This window comes from Streptomyces longisporoflavus (assembly GCF_014649775.1).
Classification (GTDB): Bacteria; Actinomycetota; Actinomycetes; order Streptomycetales; family Streptomycetaceae; genus Streptomyces; species Streptomyces longisporoflavus.
This window is the reverse complement of record NZ_BMTR01000038.1, coordinates 24,847-48,828: the sequence shown is the minus strand read 5'-3', so window position 1 is coordinate 48,828 and position 23,982 is coordinate 24,847. Positions and strand designations below refer to the sequence as shown.

At 68.8% G+C, this 23,982-nt stretch carries 20 protein-coding genes and 1 CRISPR repeat array; of the genes, 17 read left to right on the top strand and 3 right to left on the bottom strand.

Translation table 11 applies throughout. The features are described 5' to 3' along the window. Window positions 1–531 precede the first annotated feature (531 nt). From cas3 to IE226_RS39265, 9 genes are all read left to right on the top strand, one after another. Entirely contained in the window at window positions 532–3,501 is a 2,970-nt protein-coding gene (cas3, locus tag IE226_RS39305; RefSeq protein ID WP_190086317.1) for a CRISPR-associated helicase Cas3', read from the top strand. Then, on the top strand, window positions 3,491–5,236 hold the full coding sequence (casA, locus tag IE226_RS39300; protein ID WP_190086316.1) for a type I-E CRISPR-associated protein Cse1/CasA: 1,746 nt from the start codon (window positions 3,491–3,493) through the stop codon (window positions 5,234–5,236). Before cas3 ends, casA begins: the two co-directional genes overlap by 11 nt. Further along, window positions 5,233–5,913: a type I-E CRISPR-associated protein Cse2/CasB gene (gene casB / locus IE226_RS39295; protein WP_190086315.1), complete on the top strand. Its 681-nt coding sequence runs from the start codon at window positions 5,233–5,235 to the stop codon at window positions 5,911–5,913. Before casA ends, casB begins: the two co-directional genes overlap by 4 nt. Before the next feature lie 9 nt (window positions 5,914–5,922). After that, the gene (gene cas7e, locus IE226_RS39290; RefSeq protein WP_190086314.1) at window positions 5,923–7,128 is read left to right on the top strand and encodes a type I-E CRISPR-associated protein Cas7/Cse4/CasC; all 1,206 of its coding nucleotides are present in this window, start codon (window positions 5,923–5,925) and stop codon (window positions 7,126–7,128) included. Further along, on the top strand, window positions 7,125–7,832 hold the full coding sequence (cas5e, locus tag IE226_RS39285) for a type I-E CRISPR-associated protein Cas5/CasD (protein WP_190086313.1): 708 nt from the start codon (window positions 7,125–7,127) through the stop codon (window positions 7,830–7,832). The genes cas7e and cas5e overlap by 4 nt, the downstream gene beginning before the upstream one ends. Then, complete coding sequence (cas6e, locus tag IE226_RS39280) at window positions 7,832–8,581, top strand: type I-E CRISPR-associated protein Cas6/Cse3/CasE (protein ID WP_190086312.1); 750 nt, start codon at window positions 7,832–7,834, stop codon at window positions 8,579–8,581. The genes cas5e and cas6e overlap by 1 nt, the downstream gene beginning before the upstream one ends. A gap of 4 nt (window positions 8,582–8,585) precedes the next feature. Continuing rightward, window positions 8,586–9,548: a type I-E CRISPR-associated endonuclease Cas1e gene (gene cas1e, locus IE226_RS39275; protein WP_190086311.1), complete on the top strand. Its 963-nt coding sequence runs from the start codon at window positions 8,586–8,588 to the stop codon at window positions 9,546–9,548. Then, window positions 9,545–9,907: a type I-E CRISPR-associated endoribonuclease Cas2e gene (gene cas2e, locus IE226_RS39270; RefSeq protein ID WP_190086310.1), complete on the top strand. Its 363-nt coding sequence runs from the start codon at window positions 9,545–9,547 to the stop codon at window positions 9,905–9,907. Before cas1e ends, cas2e begins: the two co-directional genes overlap by 4 nt. Window positions 9,908–10,913: 1,006 nt before the next feature. Next, window positions 10,914–13,320: a CRISPR direct-repeat array (repeat unit 29 nt; unit sequence GGGTCCATCCCCGCGTGCGCGGGGAGCAG). A gap of 422 nt (window positions 13,321–13,742) precedes the next feature. After that, a complete protein-coding gene (locus IE226_RS39265) occupies window positions 13,743–14,276 on the top strand; it encodes an NUDIX hydrolase (protein WP_190086309.1) in 534 nt (177 codons plus the stop codon). Window positions 14,277–14,781: 505 nt separating this feature from the next. Here the strand turns inward: IE226_RS39265 and IE226_RS39260 are convergent. Beyond that, complete coding sequence (locus IE226_RS39260) at window positions 14,782–15,504, bottom strand: NUDIX hydrolase (protein ID WP_190086308.1); 723 nt, start codon at window positions 15,502–15,504, stop codon at window positions 14,782–14,784. An 85-nt stretch (window positions 15,505–15,589) separates the two neighbouring features. On the opposite strand from IE226_RS39260, the gene IE226_RS39255 reads away from it, so the two are divergent. From IE226_RS39255 to IE226_RS39245, 3 genes are read left to right on the top strand one after another with little or no spacing between them, the layout of a single operon-like run. Next, window positions 15,590–17,335, top strand: coding sequence for an AbeC-like domain-containing protein (locus tag IE226_RS39255; protein WP_190086307.1), 1,746 nt, complete (start codon window positions 15,590–15,592; stop codon window positions 17,333–17,335). Then, the gene (locus tag IE226_RS39250; protein ID WP_190086306.1) at window positions 17,332–18,249 is read left to right on the top strand and encodes a 5'-methylthioadenosine/S-adenosylhomocysteine nucleosidase family protein; all 918 of its coding nucleotides are present in this window, start codon (window positions 17,332–17,334) and stop codon (window positions 18,247–18,249) included. The genes IE226_RS39255 and IE226_RS39250 overlap by 4 nt, the downstream gene beginning before the upstream one ends. A gap of 48 nt (window positions 18,250–18,297) precedes the next feature. Beyond that, a complete protein-coding gene (locus tag IE226_RS39245; RefSeq protein WP_190086305.1) occupies window positions 18,298–18,957 on the top strand; it encodes a hypothetical protein in 660 nt (219 codons plus the stop codon). A gap of 240 nt (window positions 18,958–19,197) precedes the next feature. Here the strand turns inward: IE226_RS39245 and IE226_RS39240 are convergent, their stop codons facing one another. Continuing rightward, on the bottom strand, window positions 19,198–19,671 hold the full coding sequence (locus tag IE226_RS39240) for a TrmO family methyltransferase domain-containing protein (protein WP_190086304.1): 474 nt from the start codon (window positions 19,669–19,671) through the stop codon (window positions 19,198–19,200). Window positions 19,672–19,706: 35 nt separating this feature from the next. Beyond that, window positions 19,707–21,095 carry an NsdA family TPR-like regulatory protein gene (locus IE226_RS39235; RefSeq protein WP_190086303.1) on the bottom strand — a complete coding sequence of 463 codons (1,389 nt, stop codon included), beginning with the start codon at window positions 21,093–21,095 and terminating at the stop codon, window positions 19,707–19,709. Window positions 21,096–21,669: 574 nt separating this feature from the next. Between IE226_RS39235 and IE226_RS39230 the strand changes: the two genes are divergently transcribed. Genes IE226_RS39230 through IE226_RS39210 form a run of 5 tightly spaced genes read left to right on the top strand, consistent with a single transcriptional unit; the run spans window position 21,670 to window position 23,930 of the window. Then, window positions 21,670–22,086 (top strand): ATP-binding protein, encoded by a 417-nt coding sequence (locus IE226_RS39230; protein WP_190086302.1) that lies wholly within the window; start codon window positions 21,670–21,672, stop codon window positions 22,084–22,086. A gap of 8 nt (window positions 22,087–22,094) precedes the next feature. Then, the gene (locus IE226_RS39225; RefSeq protein ID WP_190086301.1) at window positions 22,095–22,511 is read left to right on the top strand and encodes a DUF6415 family natural product biosynthesis protein; all 417 of its coding nucleotides are present in this window, start codon (window positions 22,095–22,097) and stop codon (window positions 22,509–22,511) included. Continuing rightward, on the top strand, window positions 22,511–22,990 hold the full coding sequence (locus IE226_RS39220; protein ID WP_190086300.1) for a DUF6302 family protein: 480 nt from the start codon (window positions 22,511–22,513) through the stop codon (window positions 22,988–22,990). Before IE226_RS39225 ends, IE226_RS39220 begins: the two co-directional genes overlap by 1 nt. A gap of 59 nt (window positions 22,991–23,049) precedes the next feature. Further along, window positions 23,050–23,250 (top strand): DUF5999 family protein, encoded by a 201-nt coding sequence (locus tag IE226_RS39215; RefSeq protein WP_190086299.1) that lies wholly within the window; start codon window positions 23,050–23,052, stop codon window positions 23,248–23,250. Continuing rightward, complete coding sequence (locus IE226_RS39210) at window positions 23,247–23,930, top strand: hypothetical protein (protein ID WP_229871849.1); 684 nt, start codon at window positions 23,247–23,249, stop codon at window positions 23,928–23,930. Before IE226_RS39215 ends, IE226_RS39210 begins: the two co-directional genes overlap by 4 nt. Window positions 23,931–23,982 lie beyond the last annotated feature (52 nt).

Genomic DNA, 23,982 nt, shown 5'->3' with positions numbered 1-23,982 from the left:
GGAGCAGTCGGGCCCACGCATCGACTAGATACCGGGGCGCTGAGGCCATCCCGCGCGCGAGGAGCAGACTCATCAACAGGCGAGCGGCGGTGCCGCCGTGGGTCCATCCCCGCGTGCGCGGGGAGCAGTCACCGCCGCCGTTGTGCCACAGCCAGCCGGGTCCATCCCCGCGTGGGCGGGGAGCAGTGGATCACCGACAACCGCATCACCCCGATGGCGGGTCCATCCCCGCGTGCGCGGGGAGCAGTCTCGCTTACCTGGGCGGTTATTCGGAGAACGAGCCGTTCTGAGCAACTTTCAAGATTCGGACATTTCCACCGACAGCTTGAATGAGACGTCAGATGCAGCGTACGCACACCGAGCCCGCCCCCGAGGACCCCTGCCAGGAGTGCGCCTCCCGAACGCCGACCGTGGGAATCAGCCAGTCACGAGGCGTAGCGACCTCAGAGCACTGACGGGTAACGGCTCTTATTAGCCACATCATCGCAACCGGGCCATAACTTCACCCCATCACGGGATCTAATCCTCCATATGACCGATAGGCGGCCCGATCCGGCGCGGCTGGGCGTGGGGTTGTCTCTGCCTGCCCGGAAGGTGTGGGCGAAGTCCGATCAGCATGCAGGTGGCGGGAGCGGCGCATGGTTGCCGTTGTGGCGGCACATGGCTGACAGCGGTGCGGTCGCCGGTCGGCTCTGGGACCACTGGCTGCCTCTGCACGTACGGCAGTTGATCGCCGAAGCCCTGCCCGGCGGGGAGAGGGACGCACGGCTGCTGGCGGTGTGGCTGGCGACGGTGCACGACATCGGCAAGGCAACGCCGGCCTTCGCCTGTCAGGCGGAGGACCTGGCGGGGGTCATGCAGGACCACGGACTGGTCATGTCCACTCGCCGGCTCCTCACCGAGCGCAGCGCGGCTCCGCACGGTCTGGCCGGGCAAGTCCTGCTGGACGAGTGGCTTCACGAGCGATGCGGGATGCCCAAGCAGACACGAGGGCAGTTCACCGTGATCGTCGGAGGGCACCACGGTGTACCGCCGGACGCCGGTCAGGTCAGGCAGCTGCGCGGCAGGAGCGAGCTGCTGCGTACGCGCGGGGAAAGCGAAGGCATCTGGAGGGCCGTCCAGAGCGAACTGCTGGATGCCGCCGCTGCTGCGTGCGGGGTGACGGATCGGATGCCGGCGTGGAACGCGGTACGACTCCCCCAGCCCGTACAGGTGCTGCTGTCGGCGACGGTGATCGTGGCTGACTGGATCGCGAGCAATCCAGATCTCTTCCCCTACTACCCCGATGCACAGGGCCAGACCTCTGCCGAGCGGGTCGAAGCAGCCTGGCTCGGTCTTGAACTCCCTGCTCCCTGGCAGGCGGTGGACCCGCCGCAGGATAGCGAGGCGCACTACGGCGCCCGGTTCTCCCTGCCGCCGGGAGCCCGGGTACGGCCGGTGCAGGCAGCGGCGGTGGAACTGGCCCGCGAGCTGTCCGAACCGGGGCTACTGATCGTCGAGGCGCCGATGGGTGAGGGGAAGACGGAGGCGGCGCTGGCCGTGGCGGAGGTGTTCGCCGCGCGGTCGGGCGCGGGCGGCTGCTTGTTCGCGCTGCCGACCCGGGCGACCGGCGATGCGATGTTCCCCCGGCTCACGCACTGGCTGGAGCGGCTGCCGGACCGGGACAGGGAGCGGGGGGCGCACTCAGTCTTCCTGGCCCATGCGAAATCTGCGCTCAACCGGCATTACACCGCGCTGATGGGTTCCCCTTCCCGTCCGATGGCCGTGGAAAGCGACGCCCCCGGCACGCGCGGTGCATACCGCGAGGGCGGGCACGTCGCCTTTGCCGCAGAGCTGGTCGCACACCAGTGGCTGCGCGGCCGCAAGAAGGGCATGCTCTCCTCCTTCGTCGTGGGCACGATCGACCAGCTGCTGTTCGGGGCGCTGAAGACCCGTCACCTCGCGCTGCGCCACCTCGCGCTGGCGGGCAAGGTGGTCGTGATTGATGAGGCGCACGCGTACGACGCGTATATGGACACCTATCTGGACGGGGCGCTGGCCTGGCTGGGTGCCTACCGGGTGCCGGTCGTCGTGCTCTCGGCGACGCTGCCCGCCACCCGCAGAGGGGAGTTGGTCCGCGCCTATGCGGGAGCGCAGGCCTATGCGGGAGCGCAGGCCTATCCGGAGACGCTGCGGCCGGAGGGCGCCGCGCACGCCTATCCCCTGCTCACCGCGGTCGCACCGGGCGACATGGCCGTTGAGCGTGGCCCTGCCGCCTCCGGCAGGTCCACCAGGGTGGTCCTGGAGACTGTGGCGGACGCACCGGAGGCGCTTGCCGAGCGTCTTGCCGCCGAGCTGGCGGATGGCGGGTGCGCGCTGGTGGTGCGCAACACGGTGGACCGGGTGCGGGAGGCTGCGGCCGTCCTGCGCGAGCGCTTCGGGCAGCAGGCGGTGACGGTTGCGCACGCGCGTTTCATCGACCTGGACCGCGCGGCCAAGGACAGCGACCTGCGCGAGCGCTTCGGGCCGCCGGAGACTTGTGCTGGGCGGCGGCCCGAGACGGCACACATCGTGGTGGCCAGCCAGGTCGCCGAGCAGTCGCTGGACGTGGACTTCGACGTGCTGGTCACCGACCTGGCCCCGGTCGACCTCATCCTGCAGCGGATGGGCCGCCTTCACCGCCACCAACGGGGACGCCCGGCGCGGCTGCGGCAGGCACGCTGTCTGATCACCGGTGTCGAGCCGGACGGCGACGGCGGGGAATGGACCGACATTGAGGGGCCGCCGCCGGTCGCTGTCAGCGGCTCGCGGGCGGTGTACGGGGCATGGCCGTTGCTGCGGGCCGCCGCGGTGCTCCGGCCGCATCTGCGCGAAGGCGGTCCGCCCGTGTGCCTCCCGCAGGACATCAGTTCGCTGGTGCAGGACGCCTACGGTGCGATGCCGCAAGGCCCTGCGGGCTGGCAGGACGCCCTGGCGGCGGCGGAGAAGTTGGATGAGGCGCGGCGTACCGTGCAGAAGACGAAGGCCAGGACGTACCGTCTGCCCGCTCCCCGGCCTGCCGGGCGTTCCCTGCTGGGCTGGATCGATGCCGGGGTCGGAGACGCCGACGATACCCGGGCCGGACGTCAGCAGGTGCGCGACAGCCAGGACAGCGTGGAGGTCCTGGTCATCCAGCGCACAGCCGACGGGGCCCTGCGCACCCTTCCGCATCTGCCGCCGGATGAACGCGGCCGGCCTCGGGGCGGGTTGGAGCTGCCCACCGACACCGAGCCCGACGCGCACCGTGCCAGGACGGTCGCGGCCAGCGCGTTGCGGCTGCCTCATCACTTCTCCTATGCGACCGCCGATCGTGCGGTGGCGGAGCTGGAGGAGTTGTACATCCGCGAGTGGCAGGGCCGTCAATGCCACTGGCTGGCAGGGCAGTTGATCCTCGCGCTGGACGAGGAGTGTCAGTGCTCTCTGGCAGGCTTCGCACTGCGGTATTCGCCCGACGACGGACTTGAGGTGACCCGTGCCCCGTAATACCCGCGAAGCGGCAACAGAAGGCGAAGCGGTGCCCTCCTTCGATCTGACCGGGCAGCCGTGGCTGCCGGTGCTGCTGCACGGGGGCATAGCCAAGGAGTTGTCGCTGACCGAAGTGTTCGAGCAGGCCGAGGACATCCGGCGGCTGCCGGGTGACCTGCCCACCCAGGAATTCGCCCTGGTGCGGCTGTTGCTGGCGGTGCTGTATGACGCGCTGGAGGGCGGACCTGCCACCCGGGAGGACTGGGAAGAGTTGTGGCAGGCAGGGCCGGAGGGCTTCCCGGCCAGGCAGGTCGCGGCCTACCTGTCCCGGCACAGGCAACGCTTCGACCTGCTCCACCCCGAGCGGCCGTTCTTCCAGACCGCGGGCCTGCACACGGCCAAGGACGAAATCTTCGCGCTGGACCGGATCGTCGCGGACGTCCCCAACAACGACCGCTTTTTGACCATGCGGGCCCACGGCGCGCAGAAACTGTCCTTCGCCGAGGCCGCCCGCTGGGTCGTGCACGCGCACGCCTTCGACGTCTCGGGCATCAAATCCGGCGCCGTGGGCGATCCCCGGGTCAAGGCAGGCAAGGTCTACCCGCAGGGTGTCGGTTCGGCCGGGATGCTCGGCGGTGTCCTGGCCGAGGGAGACACCCTGCGCGAAACCCTGCTGCTCAACCTGATCCCCCGCGAGGACGACGACCTGCTGCGCCACGACGAGGAGGACCTGCCCGTCTGGCGCCGCCCGCAGCCCCCGGGCGCTGCGCCGGCAGCGCAGAGGGATGCCGTGCCGTGCGGGCCGCGCGGTCTGTACACCTGGCCGGCGAGGCGGCTGCGGCTGCACCACGACGGCGAGCAGGCGCAGGGCGTGGTGCTGGCCTACGGCGATCCGCTCCCCTACCGCGACATGCACGGCAGCGAGCCGATGACCGGGTGGCGGCGCAGTGAGATGCAGGAGAAGAAGCTGCGCAGGAGCCCGGTCTACCTGCCGCGTACCCACGATCCCTCCCGCACTGCTTGGAGGGGCCTGGCCTCGCTGTTGACGGGGTATCCGCCCGAAGCGGTGCACAGGGCCGGCAAGGAAGCGGCGCCGGGCATCGCACCGCGCATCCTGGAGTGGCTGGGCCGGATGGCCGAGGAGAGCGAGGTGCTGGGCCGGGACCATGTGATCCGGGCGCGGCTGCTGGGCTGCTCCTATGGAACGCAGCAGTCGGTGATCGCCGATGTCGTGGACGACAGCCTGAGCCTGTCCGTGGTCCTGCTCTCGCACCACGAGACCGCGCTGCGGGAGGCCGCAGTGCGTGCCGTGCAGCTCGCGGAGAGCGCCGTGTGGCTGCTGGGCAACCTCGCTGCAGGACTTGCCGAGGCGGCCGGCGCCGACCAGGTGACACCCCGGGCGGAGGCCCGCGAGCGGGGCTTCGGCGAACTGGACGGCCCGTTCCGCCAGTGGCTGGCCACGCTGGCCTCCGGCGTCGACGCCGCTGAGCGGCTGGAGAACTGGCGTCGCGCCACGCACGAGTTGGTGCTCGCGCTCGGCCTGGAACTGGTCGCCTCCTCCAGCGAGGCGGCCTGGGAGGGACGGGTATTGCCGACGGCGAAGGGCGGCACGTACTGGCTGAACTCCGCGAGCGTCGAGCTCGGCTTCCGCAACGAGCTGCGCAGACGCGTCCTGGCGCCGGAGGACGGACAACCACCCGGCCAGGCCGGCAAGGACCCGGCACCGGAGCGATTCGAGGAGCCCTCCCCATGACCACCAGCAGTGCGGCGGCCGCCTCCCCGTGGCAGGACGCCTACCAGCCCGGGCCCGTCGGCCGTACGGTGCACGCGTTCCTGGAGCCGATCCAACGCGGCTATATGCACCCCAACGACGAGGCGCGGGCCGTCACGCGCCTCGCCCAGCTGCGGCGCGGCGCGGGCAAGGCACCCGAAGAGATCCCGGAACTGTTCGGCCTGACCGGCACGGAGAGACTTTACGCGGACAGCGGCCGGTTGAAGTCCAGCGAGCACGGCCCCGACGCCGTCCACCTGGCCGTCACTCTGTACGCACTGCACCAGCAGTCCCACCGCACGGCCCGGATGCACGTCCCCGGCCGCCGGCTGGGCCGCGCGGTCCGCGCGCTGATGCCGCCGGGCGAGATCGACGAGGCGCTGCGCCGCCGCTTCGTCACGGTCGCCGGCGCCACCTCCGCCAACGTGCTGGCCTACCGGCTGCGGCAGTTGGTGCTGCTGCTGCGCCGTGAGGCCGAGCCGCTGGACTACGCCCGCCTCGCCGACCAGATCGAGCGGGCCCTCGACCCCGGCCGGCGCCTTGCGGTCCGCCAGGAATGGGGCCGGGAGTTCCACTCCGGCCCGCCGCGCAAGGAGCCCGGAAGCACGCAGCCCTCCGACGAGGGCGGTTCGCCTGCCGCCGACCAGAACACAGAGTGAGGAAACCCCGTGAGCCGCACCATCGTTGACATCCACGTCCTGCAGACAGTCCCGCCGAGCAACCTCAACCGGGACGACACCGGCACACCCAAGACCGCCGTCTACGGCGGGGTGCGCCGCTCGCGGGTCTCCAGCCAGGCATGGAAGCGGGCCACCCGCACCGCATTCAAAGACCTGCTGGACCCCGACGAGCTGGGTGTGCGGACCAAGAAGGTCGCCCAGCTCGTCGGCGACACGATCCGGCAGCTGTCCCCCGAAATGACAGACGAGGAATCCTGGGAGCTGGCCAAGGCCGTGGTGGAGGCCGGAACGGGTTCCAAGCTCGTCGTCCCCGAACGCAAGACGAAGAAAGACAAGGACAGCGACGGACAAGCCGAGGAGGCGCAGCCGCAGGCGCCCGAGTCCAAGTACCTGATGTTCCTCAGCGCCCAGCAGCGCCACGGACTGGCGGAGCTCGCCGTCGAAGGCCGTTCGGACATCACCGGCTTCCTCAGGACCAAAGAGAACAAGGAACGCGCCCGGCAGATCGCCGACACCCGCCACTCGGTGGACATCGCCCTCTTCGGCCGGATGGTCGCCGACGGCGCCGACATCAACGTGGACGCCGCAGCCCAGGTCGCACACGCCCTCAGCGTCCACGCGGTGGAAAACGAATCGGACTACTACACCGCGGTGGACGACGAGAACACCGAAGAGGAGACCGGCGCCGGGATGATCGGCACCGTGGAGTTCAACTCCGCGACCCTGTACCGCTACGCCGCCCTGGACGTGGACCGGCTCGCCGACAACCTCGGCCAGGGCCTGGACGACAACGCTGACCCGGCCACCCCGGTACGCCGCGCGGTGGAGGCGTTCGTCCGCGGCTTCGTCTCCTCCCTGCCCACCGGGAAGATCAACACCTTCGCCCACCACACCCCGCCGGACGCCATCGTGGTCAAGCTGCGCCAGAGCCGCCCGGTCAGCTTCGCAGGGGCGTTCGAGGAGCCCACGATGGCCGAGTCGGGCAGCGGCCACGTGCGACAGGCCAGCGAACGCCTGGCGGAACAGATCGCGGATGTGGAGGAGGCATTCGGCGAGCAGGCCGTGGCGACCTGGGTGGTACGCGCCGGGCGCAACACCGCCAAGCTCGCGACGGTCGGCACCCCGGTCACCCTGGACGAGCTGGTGCAAGGCGTCGGCGCGGCGGTCACCGAGCGGTTGGGCGGAACTCGGTGAGCGTGCTGCTGCTCCAGCTCGCCGGGCCCCTCCAGTCCTGGGGCGCCGCCTCCCGCTACCCCCGCCGCTCCACAGAATCCGCACCCACCAAAAGCGGCGTGGTCGGTCTGCTCGCCGCCGCCCAGGGCCGCCCCCGCACCGCCGACATCTCCGACTTGGCCGCACTGCGCCTGGGCGTACGCATCGACCAGCCCGGCACACGCCTACGGGACTTCCACACCGCACACCACCAGGTGAGCGACAAACCGATGCCGGTCACCGAACGCATCTACCTCGCCGACGCCGTGTTCCTCGCGGGCGTCGAAGGCGAACGGTCACTGATCGAGGCGCTGCACACCGCCGTCCGGGCCCCGCACTTCCTGCCCTTCCTCGGCCGCCGGGCCTGCCCGCCCGCACGCCCCCTGGACGCAGGAGTACGCCACGACACGGCACTGGAGACGGCGCTGCGAGAGCACCCCTGGCTCGCCTCGCCCTGGTACCGGCAGCGGGCCAACCGCACCGCCCCCCGGCAGCTTCCCCTCCTGCTCGACTCCGCGCCCGGCGACCCGCCCGGGGATCTGATCGCCGACCTGCCGCTCAGCTTCGACCCGCGCCACCGCCGCTACGCCCACCGATCCGTGCGGCGCGATACCGTACCCCGGCCAACAGCGCAGACCCAAGTCCCGGCACACGAACCGATGCAGCCGCTGAAGGACGACCACTGATGTACCTCACCCGCTTCCGCATCAACACCGCACGCCACGGAGCCCGCTTCCTGCTCTCCTCCCCACAGCGCTGGCACGCCGCCGTACTCGCCGGCTTCCCCGGCCTGCCCACCGACCCCGCGGCCCGGCCACGCATCCTCTGGCGCCTGGACCACATAGCCCGCACGGACGTGCACGCCTACATCGTCAGCCCCGACCGGCCCGACCTCACCCACCTGGTGGAACAGGCAGGCTGGCCCGCACTGGCCCAACCCGACACCCCCGGCTGGGAAACCCGCCATTACCGGCCCTTCCTGCAACGCCTGGCCAAGGGCGATCGCTGGGCGTTCCGTCTCACCGCCAACCCGGTGCACTCCATCCGCCGCAACGACAAAGAGCCGACCAAACGCACCGCACACCTCACCCCCCGCCACCAGCTCGGCTGGCTGCTGGAGCAGACCACAAAGCACGGCTTCGAGTTGCTGCCCGGCCTGGTACCCGACGACGAAGACCCGCTGAACCGCTACTCCGTCATCGTCCACGACCGCCGCGACCTCTCCTTCCGCAAACGCCCCGAGAACGCCGCACCGGGAACCGGCCCCAAGAACGAAGGCCAACGGCGCACCGGCCCGGTCACCCTGGTTACCGCCGTCTACAGCGGACAACTCGAGGTCACCGACCCCGATGCCCTGCGCAACGCCCTCGCCCGCGGCATCGGCCGCAGCAAGGCATACGGCTGCGGACTGCTCACCCTGGCCCCGCAGGGCTGAGGCGATGGCCACCGTCGGAAAGCGCGGCGCCTCCACACCCCGCGAACTCACCCGGATCGGCGACCGCCTCTCCTTCGTCTACCTCGAACGCGCCGTCATCCACTGCGCCGACAACGCCATCACCGCCGCAGACGGCGACGGCGTACGCCACCTACCCTCCGCCACCATCGGCACCCTCCTGCTGGGGCCCGGAACCAAAATCTCCCAGCAGGCGATCCGACTGCTGGGAGAAAGCGGCACCGGCATCGTCTGGGTCGGCGAGCACGGCGTGCGCTACTACGCCGGCGGCCGCTCCCTCTCCCGCTCCGCCGCCCTCGCCGAGGCCCAGGCCCGGCTCTGGGCAAACCCGCGCACCCGCCTGGATGTCGCCCGCGCGATGTACGCCCTGCGCTTCCCCGACGAAGACCCGGCCGGATGCACCCGCCGCATGCTCCTCGGCATGGAAGGCGACCGGGTCAAAGCCTGCTACCGCACCCAAGCGGCCCGCACCGGCATCCGATGGCACCGGCGCCACTACACACCGGGCGACTTCGCCTCCGGAGACGCCCCCAACCAGGCCCTCACCGCCGCCGGGCAGTGCATGTACGGCATCGCCCAGAGCGTGATCGCAGCACTCGGCTGCATCCCCGGACTCGGCTTCGTCCACTCCGGACACGAACTGTCCTTCGCCCTCGACATCGCCGACCTCTACAAAACGGACATCGGCATCCCGGTCGCCTTTGAAGTCGCCGCGCAAAGCGAGGAGGACGTCGGCGCCCGCGTACGCCGCGCGCTGCGCGACCGCGTACACGCCGCAGGACTCCTGGAGCGCTGCGTCAGCGATGTCAAAGCACTGCTCGCCCCCGGAGCGGCGACAAGCGGGCAGGAGGAGGACGATGGTCCTCTGCGTGACCGGGTGACGCTGCAGTCCGACCGCGGCGAGGAACTCGAGTCCGGCCACAACCTCGGCGAAGGACTCATCTGGTGACGGTGATCGTCCTCTCCAACTGCCCCACCGGGCTCCGGGGTTTCCTCACCCGCTGGCTCCTCGAGGTCTCCCCCGGCGTCTTCGTCGGCAGCCCCTCAGCCCGTATCCGCCAAGCCCTCTGGACAGAAGTACGCGAGTACGCCCGCGAGGGCCGCGCGGTGATGACGTACAGCACCGACACCGAACAGGGCTACACCTTCGAAACCCACGACCACCACTGGAAACCCGTCGACCACGAAGGCATCACCCTCATCCGCCGCCCCACCGAACCATCCACCGGACCCACCGCCGAGACCACCACCCGCCCGCCCTCCAAGGGCTGGAGCAACACTGCCAAACGCCGCCGCTACGGACGCTGACGGCGGCGCCTGCTGCGCTCGTCCAGCTCTACCCGTTAGCCTGGCGCTACCTGCTGCCCGGCAGGGAGAGAAGTGCCGATGAAAAGCGCAGTTCCCCATCCATGTGGGGATGGCCCCCGTCTGTTGGCGATCATTTCCCAGGGCTTCTCAATGCTCCCCGTGCACGCGGGGATACACAGTTCGGCGGTCGCGTCCGGGACAACAGCAGAGCGGCGCGGCCGCCCCACCCCTATTTCTTGCCGACGCGTTTCGGGCAAAGCACCAGCCGAAGCCCCTTCGCCTTCCCGCAACCCTCACAGACAATAACCACACGCACGTGCCTCCCACACCACGCTAACAGCGTGCCTAACACAACAGCCCCAGCCAGCACGAAAATCATGATCCCCTCGGTTAAACGCAGTGCCTCCACACGGGCGACCCTACTCGGCTCAACCGTCTATTGGCAGATCTGCTCCCGGTTCCAACCTCAAGCCGGCTCATGGACAAACTGCGGCAACGGACAGTGCTCAGCGTCCAGGTGACGAACGAAAGGGCAGCCAGTACCGCGCTTCGCGTACACAGCGGCAGGCCGGGCTTCGCACTGGGCGAAGCGCAACGAACTGATCGAAGTACCCGCTCGAATCAGTTGAGAGCCGCAGTGACTCCAGAGCCACCTTGCGTAGCCATAACCACCAATGCGTCCGCAGCAAATGCGCCCGATCATAGAGATCGGTGAGCTGCGTGCACTCCGGAGGCACCCCGCATCTGACAGCGGCCATGCCAAGCTCCCCGTTAGGCGGCGGATAAGCGCTCCACTGACGACCTTGGGAGTCTCCACGTCCGGCTGGTTGCAGGAACTCCCCACCCGCTTAGCGAAGTTCGCTATGGGTAACCGGCGCGGCGCGAGTGAAGAACAGCAGGGGGATAGTGGATTTCCTTCAGGCTCATTACCTGACAGGGAGTTATCGTGCCGCGGCCGAGTTGACCGGTGTGTGATCACCACGCTTCCTTCGGTTCCGGTAATAGCAGGTCCATCCCCGCGTGCTCGGGGAGCAACGCGCATGACCTCGCCTTCCGTCCCATGCCTGGGTCCATCCCCGCGTGCGCCGGGAGCAGCGCGGCTTCGGCCGGGGCAAGGTGAGGGACGCGGGTCCATCCCCGCGTGCCCGGGGAGCAGCCGTTCATGCCGGTCACCGAGAAGTGCGTGGCGGGTCCATCCCCGCGTGCGCGGGGAGCAGCCCGCCAGCGTGAGCAGGGTCTTGGTGTGCCGGGGTCCATCCCCGCGTGCGCGGGGAGCAGCTCTGTGAATCGTAGGCACTGCGGTTGGTGTCGGGTCCATCCCCGCGTGCGCGGGGAGCAGATCGTGCCGCAGCGTCTTGAGCTCGCGATGCCGGGTCCATCCCCGCGTGCGCGGGGAGCAGCAGACCTTGGGCGGGCGGGGCACCCAGTAGGGAGGTCCATCCCCGCGTGCGCGGGGAGCAGAGCTGCACCAGGGCGTATTGCGACCACTGGTGGGGTCCATCCCCGCGTGCGCGGGGAGCAGGCCTGGAGTGGCTCGGCCAGGCCCTCGCCGAGGGGTCCATCCCCGCGTGCGCGGGGAGCAGGCCCCTTTGGCTGGGCTGCGTCGTGACTGCCGGGGTCCATCCCCGCGTGCGCGGGGAGCAGCGCCTTTACCGCCGGTTCCTTGAACCCCATGCGGGTCCATCCCCGCGTGCGCGGGGAGCAGGAAGTCCTCCAGAGCCTTGCGCGCTCCGGCGCGGGTCCATCCCCGCGTGCGCGGGGAGCAGACGAGGATGAGACTGCCCTTGTGGACTCCTCGGGTCCATCCCCGCGTGCGCGGGGAGCAGCAGGGCGCCGCAGAGCTGGTTGAGGGCCCGGCGGGTCCATCCCCGCGTGCGCGGGGAGCAGGAGGAGGAGCCGTTCGTCCGGCTGCACTTCGCGGGTCCATCCCCGCGTGCGCGGGGAGCAGCGCGTGGTCAAGGCCGCGCGAAGGCTGAGCATGGGTCCATCCCCGCGTGCGCGGGGAGCAGGCGCGGGCCGTAGTTGAAGACGGCGTCGAGGTGGGTCCATCCCCGCGTGCGCGGGGAGCAGAGCCCTTGAACATGGCTTGGGCGGCCTCGCGGGGGGTCCATCCCCGCGTGCGCGGGGAGCAGCGGCCCGATGGTCTGGCGCGCGAGATCAAGGGGGGTCCATCCCCGCGTGCGCGGGGAGCAGCCATTCAAAAGAAGACGTTCGAGCCTCTGCTTGGGTCCATCCCCGCGTGCGCGGGGAGCAGGCCACCAGGAGCTTCCGGAAGTGATGGGTCGAGGGTCCATCCCCGCGTGCGCGGGGAGCAGTCCGCGGCGGCGGCAGCACGGGCGGCAGTCGAGGGTCCATCCCCGCGTGCGCGGGGAGCAGGCCCCACAGGGCGGCGATGTCGTCCGGGACCGGGGTCCATCCCCGCGTGCGCGGGGAGCAGCATCGAGGGTCTGCCGGACGACTCCCGGGTCCGGGTCCATCCCCGCGTGCGCGGGGAGCAGCAGGCGCGCCTGGGCCGGATGCCGAGCGAACCGGGTCCATCCCCGCGTGCGCGGGGAGCAGTTCCTGACCCCCAGGGAGGCGGGGGACTTCGCGGGTCCATCCCCGCGTGCGCGGGGAGCAGTCGACGACCGCCGCCCCGCTCACGGACGCGATGGGTCCATCCCCGCGTGCGCGGGGAGCAGCCTCCCTCTCGGTGAATTCATGAGGGAGGCCCGGGTCCATCCCCGCGTGCGCGGGGAGCAGCGGCGTCAGGCAAGGGAGGAGGCCCGATCCGAGGGTCCATCCCCGCGTGCGCGGGGAGCAGCGGGTTTTGCCGACCCCGTTGGTGCCCTCGATGGGTCCATCCCCGCGTGCGCGGGGAGCAGCGCGCGCAGGGAGACAGTGACTTCCCCGATCCGGGTCCATCCCCGCGTGCGCGGGGAGCAGCCCATTGCGATCAGGGCTTCGGCCTGGTTCGCGGGTCCATCCCCGCGTGCGCGGGGAGCAGCGGCCGCAGCACGTACGCGAGTCGCCTCGTTCGGGTCCATCCCCGCGTGCGCGGGGAGCAGGCCGAAGGAGAAGTATTCGCTGCTCATCACGTGGGTCCATCCCCGCGTGCGCGGGGAGCAGGAATACCAGGAAGGCACTACTGCGGCCGACGCGGGTCCATCCCCGCGTGCGCGGGGAGCAGCTTCTTCGCCGTGCGGTGCTCCTGCAGGCCCAGGGTCCATCCCCGCGTGCGCGGGGAGCAGCGGTGCCGCCGCATTCGCCGCAGGTGACGGTGGGGTCCATCCCCGCGTGCGCGGGGAGCAGTCCTGGGTCTCCTCGTCGCGCTCGGCGAGGTAGGGTCCATCCCCGCGTGCGCGGGGAGCAGGCGGACACCCGCCGCACGGTCGCCTGCGAGACGGGTCCATCCCCGCGTGCGCGGGGAGCAGTCTCGCTGACCTGCGCGTTTACCGCGAGAAGAAGCCATTCTGAGCAACTTTCAGAGATTCAGACATTTCCACCACCCGACTCGCACGAGGCATCGGATACAGCGTACGCACACAACGCCCGCCCTCGAGTACCCATGCCAGACCTACGGTCCGTGTAGCCCATGAGGTGCCGTTGGGGGCGAAGAAGGCGCGCAGCGTGGCATCTCCTTTACGCCTCCGCGGCGGGTTCACCTCCTGAACTTCAACCACAAGGCCCACCGGGCTCGCCCGTGGCTGCCCGCTCAGCAACCCCAGTTACGCTGTTGATCGGATGCCCTTGGCGGAGAACTCTCGTCAGACTGACGCGAAAAGGGTCGTTCCTGCTCAGGCCTCCCCCCCTCCAAGTCTGCGATCCTGTAGACCGATCGAGAGGGGCCGAAGGTATGGACTGGAAGACCCACGGCGAGCGACAGGTCTACACCAACAAGTGGGTGAATCTGTGTCTGGTGGATGTCCAGCAGCCTGACGGGCGCAGGTGGGAGTACCACGTTGTCCGACTTCGCCACCTGGCCGTGGCCGCCGTGGTGAACGATCGCCAAGAGGTCCTGATGATGTGGCGGCACCGCTTCATCACGAGCTCGTGGGCCTGGGAGCTGCCCATGGGGCTGGTGGAAGCGGGAGAGACCCCCGAAGAGGCGGCGGAGCGCGAGGTGTTGGAGGAGACGGGTTACCGGGCCGGGCCCATCAAGCCGCTCGTCTACGCCGAACCCGCCAACGGGATCACCGACTCACAGCATCATGTCTTCCGTATCGACGGTGCCGCCTATTCGGGGCCGCCGACTGAGAAGAACGAGTCGGACCGCATCGAGTGGATTCCCCTCGCGCAGATCCGGGGGATGATCGACCGCAAGGAGATCGTCAGCAGCGGTTCGCTCGTCGGTCTGCTGTACCTGCTCATGGATGAATCGTTCCGCTGACCGGCAGGAGTACCCGTAGCCGCGCCTCGAAGGCCAGGGCTACGGACTCCTGCCTGTGCGGAGCCATCTGGTCGTAGAACTCCCTGAGATGGCCCGTCACCCGCTCTGATACAACCGCGGACGCCGGCCCCAGGGCCTGCGTGCCGCCCCATCCCAGGCCGCAGAAGAACTCTCACAGTTATGTTTTCCGCGGTCCTGCAATGGGGCCGCTGGCCTCCGGGCCCGGCATGACTGTTGCCCCCTGCCGAAGGCATGACCTGGGGGTGGTGTCACCGGGCCCGGCAGGTGCCGTCGGAGACGCTGATCAGAGGCCCGGCCACCGTCCGGTCCGGCGTGATGCCGGGCAGTGAAACCGACGGCTTCCACCTATCCCGCAGGCCCACGCGTCAAACCCCTGCACCCCTCCCCCCGCGCCCGCGGGGAGCAGTCGCCGCGAGCCTGGAGCATGGGGGCGGCCGCGGGTCCATCCCCGCACGCGGGGAGCAGCAATTGACGCCGGACCCGGCTACGTAACGTACCCGGTACCGCGCAGGAGCGGCGGGTTGAGCAGCCATGCGTTCCCTCGGCGGTACAGAGCGGCTGGGCGCCCGGTGGGCGGCAGCCGCTGTTCCCCCGTGGGCTGCACAAACCCTGCTGTGTTCAGCACTTTGCGGCGGAAGTTGCTCGGGTCCAGTTGCTGCCCCCAGATCACTTCATAAACTGCGCGCAGCTCACTCAGAGTGAATGGCTCGGGGCAGAAGGCCGTGGCGACAGCGGTGTACTCCAATTTTCTGCGAACCTCCTCCAAGGCCTCCGCGAGGATGGCCGGGTGATCGAACGCCAGGTCCATTCCATCATTGGCCAGTTGTGACGCAGAAGCCCAGTAGGCCCGCCTGGCATCGGTACCGCCCACGGGATCCGGCAGATCCGGCCCCAACGCGAGATAGGCGACCGTGACCACCCTGCCCCTGGGGTCACGGCGAGGATCCCCGTAGGCGCCGAGCTGCTCCAGGTGCAGCCGACCGCCGTCGATCCCGGCCTCCTCCCCAAGCTCACGCAGCGCCCCCTCGCGCAGGGTCTCGTCCTTCTGTACGTACCCCCCGGGCAGCGCGGGACGACCCAGGAAGGGCTCCAGCCCGCGCTCGACCAAGAGCACCATCAGCTGATCACCTCTGACCGTGAAGATCGTCAGGTCCACGGTCACCCACGACGCCTCCACCTCAGTGGAGTCTCTCAGCCAGTCATCCACCAGAACCCCTAAAGGTCATATTGACTTAAACATCTCCGACGCTTATGGTCCCATAGACCTTAAGCCTACGAGGCAGGGGCACAGCATGATCACTTCCCATGCGCCATCGGCCAAGGCGGCGGCCTGTGAACTCACCGCCGCCACCCGCCACTTATGCACGGGCGTTTACGTAGACGAACGATTTCGAGACCTCGTGCTCGACGAGGTCTGCACCGCGTCGCACCGAAGGGTCGCCCCGTCCTACGGGTTCGACATCGTTCCCGTCATGCACCACGCGTGGCGGGCCGCCGCCCTGAGTGCGCTCCTACGCGTGACACTGGCCGGAGCAGTGGTCGCCCCGGCCGTCACAGGCGCCCTGCCTGCCGCCATCCTCGTCGCCTGCGGCTTCGCCCTTCTATGGCTACTCCATCTCGCCACGCTGCTACGGGACGCCGACCGGGACCCGAAGCCCCGGCGGAAATCACAACGCCGGGGCCTCGGGCCGGGACGAGGCCATCGACGCCTCTTCAGGATGCTGTTCCCCAGGCGGTACTCGGAAAAGGCGCGTGCACTCAGGCGCATCGGCTTGGCTGCTCTGTACCTGACCCTGACGAGCGTGACCATCGCACTTGTCCACCCCGACCACGCCGCAACTGCCTCTCATGTGGCGGCAGGAGTCACGCTGACATGCCTCGGTACCGGAGCCGCGCGGCAGTTCATGCTCAACCGCATTCTCCACGCGCCAGCCCTTCGTCCCGCCCGATTGTCCGGTCGGCAACGAGCCGCTGACGAACAGCAGCAGCATCTCTGCGCCGTATACCGCCGGCCCCGGCACAGCGAAGACGAGGACGAGGACGACCTCACCGTCTTCACGCTGTTCGGGGACGAGTCACCGTTCATCGGGGCCGGCGAGCTCGTCTACCAGTGGAACCCCCCGATGAGCATCCAACTGCTGCGCCCCGGCGATGACGATGCACCGCTCCATGAACGCGAGCACCCCGTACCGCCCTTCCAAGCACACGAACTGGTCGAGTACCTGCGCGCAGCGGTTCAGTTGCTGGACACCGACAGCGCCGACGTGCGGCTTCCCGCACAGGTACGCGACCGGGTCTACGTAGCCGAAACGGATGTAGCGGTGGACCGTTCACTTCTGCCCCAGCAGTTCAGTCAGGCCGACCTGCGCGTCATCATCAACACGCCCGGATCCAAGCAGCACCACTTCCTCGAGGTGACAACTCCTGCGGAGGGATCGGAGTTCGTCGCCACTGTCCTGTTGCACGTCAGCCTGCAGGGCCGCACCCTAAGCATCTCCACGGCAGCGTGCGTCCTCGCCCACACGCCAAGGTCTTTCCAGCGCACCGCGGAGTTCGGTCATCACGGCTTCACCGCCGTCATCTGGGCGGCTCTCCGCGAGCTGACCACATTGCCTTCCGAGATCCAGCGCTCGTGGCGACTCGTCCGCTACCTCTACACCGTGGGGAAGGCGATCGCGCTCCCCCGAGACCTCACCACCACACCGATCCGCAACGTCTTGATCGGGAGCCGGGTCAGCATACGGGAAAGGTCGGCGCAGTCGTGGTCCAAGATTCAGCTTGAAAAGAGCGACATCCTGGGCCGGATGAAGACGATAGAGCAGCGGCTACTGCACGCCGCAGGCGACTTCCTACTCGCCAAGGGCGTAGATACGTCAGAGTTCAATGACCGTGCCCTCAAAATCATCAACAGCGGCATCTTCAACTTCGGCGACAACAACAACTTCAACAACAACGCCGTGGGTAACGCGGCTCAGGTCGGCGTCTCCGCAAACCAGCCCCCGGGCCCCAACAACCCCAGCGGTGGAGGAAATCAGTGATCACCAATCGAGGCATCGTCAGCCACGGCGACAACAACAACTTCAACAACAACGCCGTCGGAGACCACGCTCATGTCACCGCGGCCGGCGCCCCTCCGGACACCGGCCGCTCCGCCGAAGCCGGAAAGGCCGAGGGACGAACCCTTGTGTGGGACATCGGAGTGGTAACGATCCTGAGCGAGGAACTGCGATCCGTGGTCGATGAGTTGGGCCTGGAGCGCCACAAGGAACCCAGGGGTCTGTACTTCTACCGGGGCGAACACACCACTCCGGAAGGAACCGTTCGCATCGTGGCCACCCAGAGTCAGAGCCAGGGACAACGATCGGCAATGGCTGCCCTGGAGAACCTACGACGCCACTACGAGCCGCAGCTGTGGGCTTTGGTGGGCGTGGCCGGCGGCATCCACGACAAGCACGCCCGCATCGGCAACGTCATCGTCTCCACCGACATCGTCTACTACGAGAATCGCAAGATCAATCCGCGTGGTGACGTCCGCCGCCGCGGGGAACACCGGCAGGCACCGGCACCGGTCGTCCATGCAGTGAACGCCTTCTTCGCCGATCACGGCACCCCGGCGCGCATCCACGGTCAGCTCTCCGCGCACGCCTCGGAGGAATTCGAGGTCTACCCGGGAGTGATCGGATCCGGCGAGGCCGTCATCGCCGACCGCGAAAGTGAAATCCGCAGCTACCTCACGGACTATCACGAGAAAGTCCTGGCAGTAGACATGGAAGCCGGCGGGCTGAGCCAGCACTGGCAGGAGAACTCGATCCATGGCGAAAGAAACCCCGGCTGGATCGTCATCCGGGGCGTCTCCGATAACGCCGACGATGAAAAGGGACACGGCTACCACGAACTCGCGGCCCGAAACGCCGCCCACATCCTGCGACGGCTCCTGCCCTACCTCTCCTGACACGAAGCCACATAGTCGAGACCACCCAAAAACAGGGAGACGGCTCGCATGACAGCATTTATGTTTGGGATACTCAGCTCTCTGGCAGCAAGCGCGATCCTGCTCCTCCTCGGCCTCCTACGCGGCTCACGCCCGCTGTGGTGGCTGGTCGCCGCCTGCTCCTGGTGCACCGGCACCGGGCTCGGCCGTGTGTACCGTCATCAGTCGTCCGCAGAGCAGGACATCGCACGCGACCTGGGCCGAGCTCGCTGGGTCAAGGTCATGGCAGGGCGTGGCAACGTGCTGACCCGAGAGGCCTTCTCTCCCCTGTGGTCAGGTGCGCTGTCTCCGGAATCCGTCCAGGTCCTGCTGCCAGACCCCCGTGACCGAAGCGACTCCTGGCTCGAGCGGCGCTCGGACGACATACGCCTATTCGATCCCGGCTTCACCCCCGACCTGCTCAGGAACCAGGTCCAGACGAACATGGACTACCTCACCCATGTAACCCGCACCCAGCGCAACGTCCAGCTCCGCAGCTTCAACCTGCCCAACACCTGCCGCGTGATCGCAACAGACCGGGCCGTCTACCTCACCTTCTACAAGAGCTCCGCTCACGGCAGGAACTCTCCCTGCGTCTACGCCCGGGCATCCGGATTCCTTTACTCCATCGCCTTGCAACAGTTCGACACGATCTGGAGGAACAGCTCGCCTGCGCTCCCGTCGCCGTAGCTCTGGCAGATGTCGATGCTCCGGCGGCTCGTGTCAGGCCGGATCCCTGAAGGCTGGATAGCGAAGGCCAGGGCAAGTAGTGGCAGCACTCGAACTTCTACCACTGCATGTGGGAAAGGGCGGTGAAGACCTCGGTCTCGGCGAAGAGGGGTCTGACGATGAAGCAACGCATCCACGACCTAGGTACTACGCATGTAGAACGAGGCGTCCATGGCTCATGGCGAGCTGCCGGGCTGCAGGTCAGATCTTGTTAGCCCAGTAGTCGGCAAGCATTTCGCCAGGCCACGTCGGCTCGTTGACAGTGCCGCGCGGGCCCATCTCCTGGAAGTACGGCGAGATGTCGTAGACGGTTGTGCCTACGATCGCGTCGAGGTCTGTCACGTGCAGCCGCAGTCCTTCTACCCGAAGCAGGCGGGGGAAGCTCTGGGCCAGTTGATTGGGGCGTCGGTGGTTACGGTGGGCGAAGGTGCCCGTGGCCGGCCACCGAGGGTTCCCGCGCGGGCTTCGCGCGTGGTACTCGACGTCTGCTGGCGAGGCCCGGGTGAAGTGCCACACCACGACCAGGTGGGAGAACTCTTCGAGGCCCTGAACCGAGTCGATGGGAAACCGTTCTTCGTCGAGTTGAATGACAGACTCGATGCCGCCCCAGTAGTCGTCGGCGACCTCGGTCCGCCCCTCGACGACTTCCCCGACCGGCTCGATGTGCAACGCCATGCCCCTGCCCTCCGCTCTGCCTCAACCCTCAGTGATCAATCTACGTTGGCCAGGTACGCGGTGGCACGGGCATTGAGACTTCCGACGGCGGGAATGCCGCGTGCGCGATAGGGCGAGAGGAGCCGGCGCATGTCGACCACTGTTCCGCGTGCCCGGCCCGAGTAGATGCCGTCCTCCATCGCGTCCAGGACGTGGCTCCATGTCGCGCAGGCCTCCTCGACGCTGCCCTGCGTGAGTTGTGTGGCCCCCATATAGCCAAGGGTGACCGCGTGGGTGCGGCGGAACTGCGCTCCCCGGGTCCGGACCGAGTGCTGGAACTCTCTGACGGCTCGCTTGGGGTCGCCGAGGTCGCGCAGGGTGCATGCCGTCTCATGGGCGAGGGAGGCCTCCCCGAAGAAGAAGGTGCGGTTGGGCTCCTTGATCCCTTCACGGGCCTTGGACAGGTCGTCCTCGGCGCGCAGGAGCGCCTTGGCTGCCTCGGTTTTGCGGTTGCTCGCCGCGAGGGTGCGCGCGTGCACCACGCCGAGCAGCGCACGCTCTCGCGGGGTCGCGGAGAGGTACCGTTCGCCGTGCACGGACGCCCGGGCGAGTTGCAGTGCTTTGGGCCGGAGGCCCATGTCGAGTGCCTGGTGGGCCATGGCGCGCATGATGTGTCCGCTGAGCGGGGCGTCACCGGCACGGGCCGCGAGCTTCAGCGCGGTGTTGAAGCGTTGCAGGGCCACCGCGTGCTCGCTGTTGTCGAAACTCATCCAGCCGGACAGGTACGCGAGCTCCGCCGAGGCTGAGAACATCGTGCGCCGTGTCGGATCGTCAGGGAAGCGACCGGTCAGCAATCGGGGGATCTCCAGGTGGAGGTACTCGTCGAGCGCGCTGCGCCCGTGGCCGCCTCCGCGTTTTTGATCCATCCGGGAGAACGCGAGCGTCAGCTCCTGCACCGTCTCCACGTCTCCGCGGCCGACTCTCTTGCCGCCCGGGGGGGTTTCGGGCGGCTGTGCCATGGCGCGCCACCACGCTTCGTCAGGCAATATCAAAGACATGGCGGAGTAGACCCCGCCTGCCAGTAGCCGCCGCCGCTTCGCGTCCACACCACTCCCCAAGGCGTTCAGCGCGATCAACGGATCGACGCTCCAGTCCAGCGCCTCCTGCGCCGGCGAATCGGGAACTGTGAAACCCGCCTCCTGTGGCGCGACTTCACGCTTCAAGCGGCGGGACAGCGCCTGGCACAAGAGTATGGGTGCTACACCCGTTGCTTTCGTTCCTCCTACCCACATGCTCACGTGGGAAGGGCCGATCCTGGAGTTCTCTCGCACCTCGCCGCCGAGCGTCTCGGCGGCCACGCGGTTGTAGGCGCTCGCGGCCTGCGCCCGTGACCAGCAGGCTTCTTCGAGCAGTGCAGCCAGTCGCTGATTCTTCTCGCGCGCCATGGTGCGCCCCCGCCAACAGAAATGATCTTTGATCGGTTTGACCCGGCTGTCGCCCGGCGCACGGCCAGGTGACGCCAGCCCCACCAACGTAGTACCCGACTCCCTCTGCCTGCCGCGGAACTGGCGTGAAGCACCTTTTCGGAGAACCAACTGAACGATCTTTGATCGCTTTGACCGGGCCGAAGCCTCCGCACCCATGTCGGCCGCGGAGTTTTGGCGGTTCGCTCGTGTAACCAGCCCCACCACGAGCGGGAGCACCCCACATGAACACTGGCGACGCCGTCGAACAATCGCTCCGCCGCGGCCGGCCCCTCCCGGCCCGAACGCGTCATGCCTTGATCGGCACGGTTGAGCATCTGATCGACGCGGCGGACGGCGCCCCGCCGGTTGCGGGATGCGGCCGAGCCCTGAAGCGGCAGCCGCCCGAGCCCGAATGCCACAGGCCCGGCCTGTGGCACGTCCGGCATGCCGGCGCGACGCCCGCGTACACGGCGTGCAAGGACGGTGCAGGCAGGATGATGCAGGCCGCTTGCCCGCCGGCAGCGACCGCAGCGAGAGGCCGGTGGGTATCGCCATGACCGTCCCGCAACCCGCCGCACCCGGCTATGCCGCTCAGTTGCCGTGCCGGCCCGAATCCGTCAACCGTGCCCGCGCGCTGGTCTCCAAAGCCCTGGACAACTGGGGCCTGACAGAAGATCTGGCCGACATCGGCGAGTTCATCGTGTCGGAACTGCTGACGAACGTGGTCAACCACACCTCGACAGACCTCACCACGGTCACCGTCCAGCGTGGCGGCCACTGCCGGGTACGCATTGAAGTAGCCGACACCTCACACAACGCCCCGTGTATCAAAGCCGCCAGCAGCAGCGACGAATGCGGCCGAGGCCTGGTGCTCGTGGACGCGCTCAGCTCGCACTGGGGCTACGTGAAGCACCCCTGGGGCAAGGTCACCTGGGCCGAGCTCAGCACGGGCGCGGTGCGTGAGTGGTGAATACCGCCATGCCCGCCCCGACGGGCTCCCACGACGTTCCGCGGTGGACCCCGCCGCTGCGAAGCGACGAGCTGCGGTTCGTACTGGACAAGATCACCGCCTGGACGCCCCTCGACGTCGCAATGATCTTTGACGACCTCGACACGGCGATCGGCGACCGGCCCCCGCCCGCAGCCACAACTGCGGCACTGGCGGAGCGGCTTCGCGTCCACCTGAAGAGGCTCGGTGACATCGCTGTCGCTGATCCGAACCACCCGCCCGCCAAGAAGAAGGGCCGCCTCATCGAGCAAGCGCGCTTACTGCGGGACCAAACTTTGCCGACCGGCCACCAGGAGACCGTCGGTCTCACCCGGCGTCTGGCCTTCGTGGTCGCAGATCTGGCCGAGGTGCTGATCGAAACCGGCTGCATCAAGGACGGCGAGTGATGCGCGACTCGCAGGGCTCCCCGACGGCGCCCCTCACGGTGACACCGCCGCAAGAGGCGTACGACTACGAACTCTTCGCGGCCCGACTCGCGGGCCCCTGGCTGCTGGAGCAGAGCATCGCCGTGCGACCCCTGCGCATGCCCTTCCTCCTTGTCCCCGTCGGAGGCTCGCGGCAGGGCGGGTACTTCTCCGTGCCCTACCTCGACCTCGGCCTCCTGGTGCGGGACCTCATTCATACCCGGCCCGGCTTCCCCGACCCGCGCCTGCGGTGGTCGCCCTACCCGGACACCTGCCACATCGTCGAATGGGGAGCAAGACCACCGGCGTACCGGGGCCCCGCCGACGACATCACCCTGGGGCGCTTCTACGGCTACAGCGAACAGGCGATCGCCCGCCTCGTGAATCGCGCCGCCAGCACCCCGCGCACCCCGCAGCCGCCCTCACCGGCCTCCCCGCCCCGCTCCCCCGCGGCTCCGTAGGGCCCCCGACGAGGGCACCACCTTCCCCAACCGCACGATCGACAGGAAGAGCGACGCGCATGTGCCAGCACAGGCCACCGTGCCCCGCGGCTGATCAGCCGGACCGCGACGCGGCCATACCACTCGCACGGGACGACGTCACCGGCTGGACCAGACTCTGCAACGGCGTCATCCGCTTCGACGACACCGGTGATCTCCTCCCCGACAACAGCATCGTGGCCCCCTGCCGCCCCCTCGCCACAGCGGGAGCCGCCCCGTGAACACGACGAAGCACGGTGTGGTCCCCTACATCACCGCGCGCGAGGGAGAAGAGGCCGACAGCTTCCTGGCCCTGCGCGCCGCCTTCGACAACGCGGGCCACTCGCGCCTGGCCTACTGGGACGAGATGTGCGAGGACCGCGACGTGCGCGGCGTGCTCTGGGCGCGGGTCTCGCAGTCCATCGGAGCGGACCGGCTGCCGGCCGGCGTACCGAAGTGGCGTCTGGTCCACCCGGCCCGGCAGCGCGAATGCATGCTCACGCTCCGCTGCCAGGTATGCGTCAATGACGCCCGCACGCCCGAGGGAATCCTGTTCCTGGAAAGCAAGAAGGACGGCATCCCCACCTCCAGCACCACCATCCGCACCGCCCAGCCCCCGCTCTGCCGACGCCACGCCCGCCTGGCCGCGCAGCGATGCCCCTATCTCGCAGCCCACGGGCATCTCGCGCTGCTGGCGCAGAGCGCACCCCTGTACGGCGTCATCGGAACACCGCACGCGTACGGAGCCAACGGTGTCAAAGTCCTGGCCGCCGACGACGTCCCCGTGCCCTACGGGGACGCCCGCCTGCGCTGGTTCCTGGCCTCCCAACTCGTACGCACCCTCCGCTCGTTCCGCATCGTCGACCTGGACGACATCCCACCGGCCGCCTCTCCGGGCGGCCCCGAGACAGCCGCTCGGTGAGCCGGATGTCAGCCGGCCTGCTCACCGAGCGGCCTCCACGCGCCGGCGCCGG

What these genes read in the sequence shown, in the direction of transcription:
- cas3 (WP_190086317.1), top strand. Translation starts at nt 532, where the DNA reads ATGACCGATAGGCGGCCCGATCCGGCGCGGCTGGGCGTGGGGTTGTCT.
- IE226_RS39240 (WP_190086304.1), bottom strand. Translation starts at nt 19,671, where the DNA reads ATGGCGTTGCACATCGAGCCGGTCGGGGAAGTCGTCGAGGGGCGGACC.
- IE226_RS39225 (WP_190086301.1), top strand. Translation starts at nt 22,095, where the DNA reads ATGCCCGCCCCGACGGGCTCCCACGACGTTCCGCGGTGGACCCCGCCG.
- IE226_RS39220 (WP_190086300.1), top strand. Translation starts at nt 22,511, where the DNA reads ATGCGCGACTCGCAGGGCTCCCCGACGGCGCCCCTCACGGTGACACCG.
- IE226_RS39230 (WP_190086302.1), top strand. Translation starts at nt 21,670, where the DNA reads ATGACCGTCCCGCAACCCGCCGCACCCGGCTATGCCGCTCAGTTGCCG.
- IE226_RS39265 (WP_190086309.1), top strand. Translation starts at nt 13,743, where the DNA reads ATGGACTGGAAGACCCACGGCGAGCGACAGGTCTACACCAACAAGTGG.
- IE226_RS39215 (WP_190086299.1), top strand. Translation starts at nt 23,050, where the DNA reads ATGTGCCAGCACAGGCCACCGTGCCCCGCGGCTGATCAGCCGGACCGC.
- casB (WP_190086315.1), top strand. Translation starts at nt 5,233, where the DNA reads ATGACCACCAGCAGTGCGGCGGCCGCCTCCCCGTGGCAGGACGCCTAC.
- IE226_RS39235 (WP_190086303.1), bottom strand. Translation starts at nt 21,095, where the DNA reads ATGGCGCGCGAGAAGAATCAGCGACTGGCTGCACTGCTCGAAGAAGCC.
- cas6e (WP_190086312.1), top strand. Translation starts at nt 7,832, where the DNA reads ATGTACCTCACCCGCTTCCGCATCAACACCGCACGCCACGGAGCCCGC.
- IE226_RS39245 (WP_190086305.1), top strand. Translation starts at nt 18,298, where the DNA reads ATGACAGCATTTATGTTTGGGATACTCAGCTCTCTGGCAGCAAGCGCG.
- IE226_RS39255 (WP_190086307.1), top strand. Translation starts at nt 15,590, where the DNA reads ATGATCACTTCCCATGCGCCATCGGCCAAGGCGGCGGCCTGTGAACTC.
- cas1e (WP_190086311.1), top strand. Translation starts at nt 8,586, where the DNA reads ATGGCCACCGTCGGAAAGCGCGGCGCCTCCACACCCCGCGAACTCACC.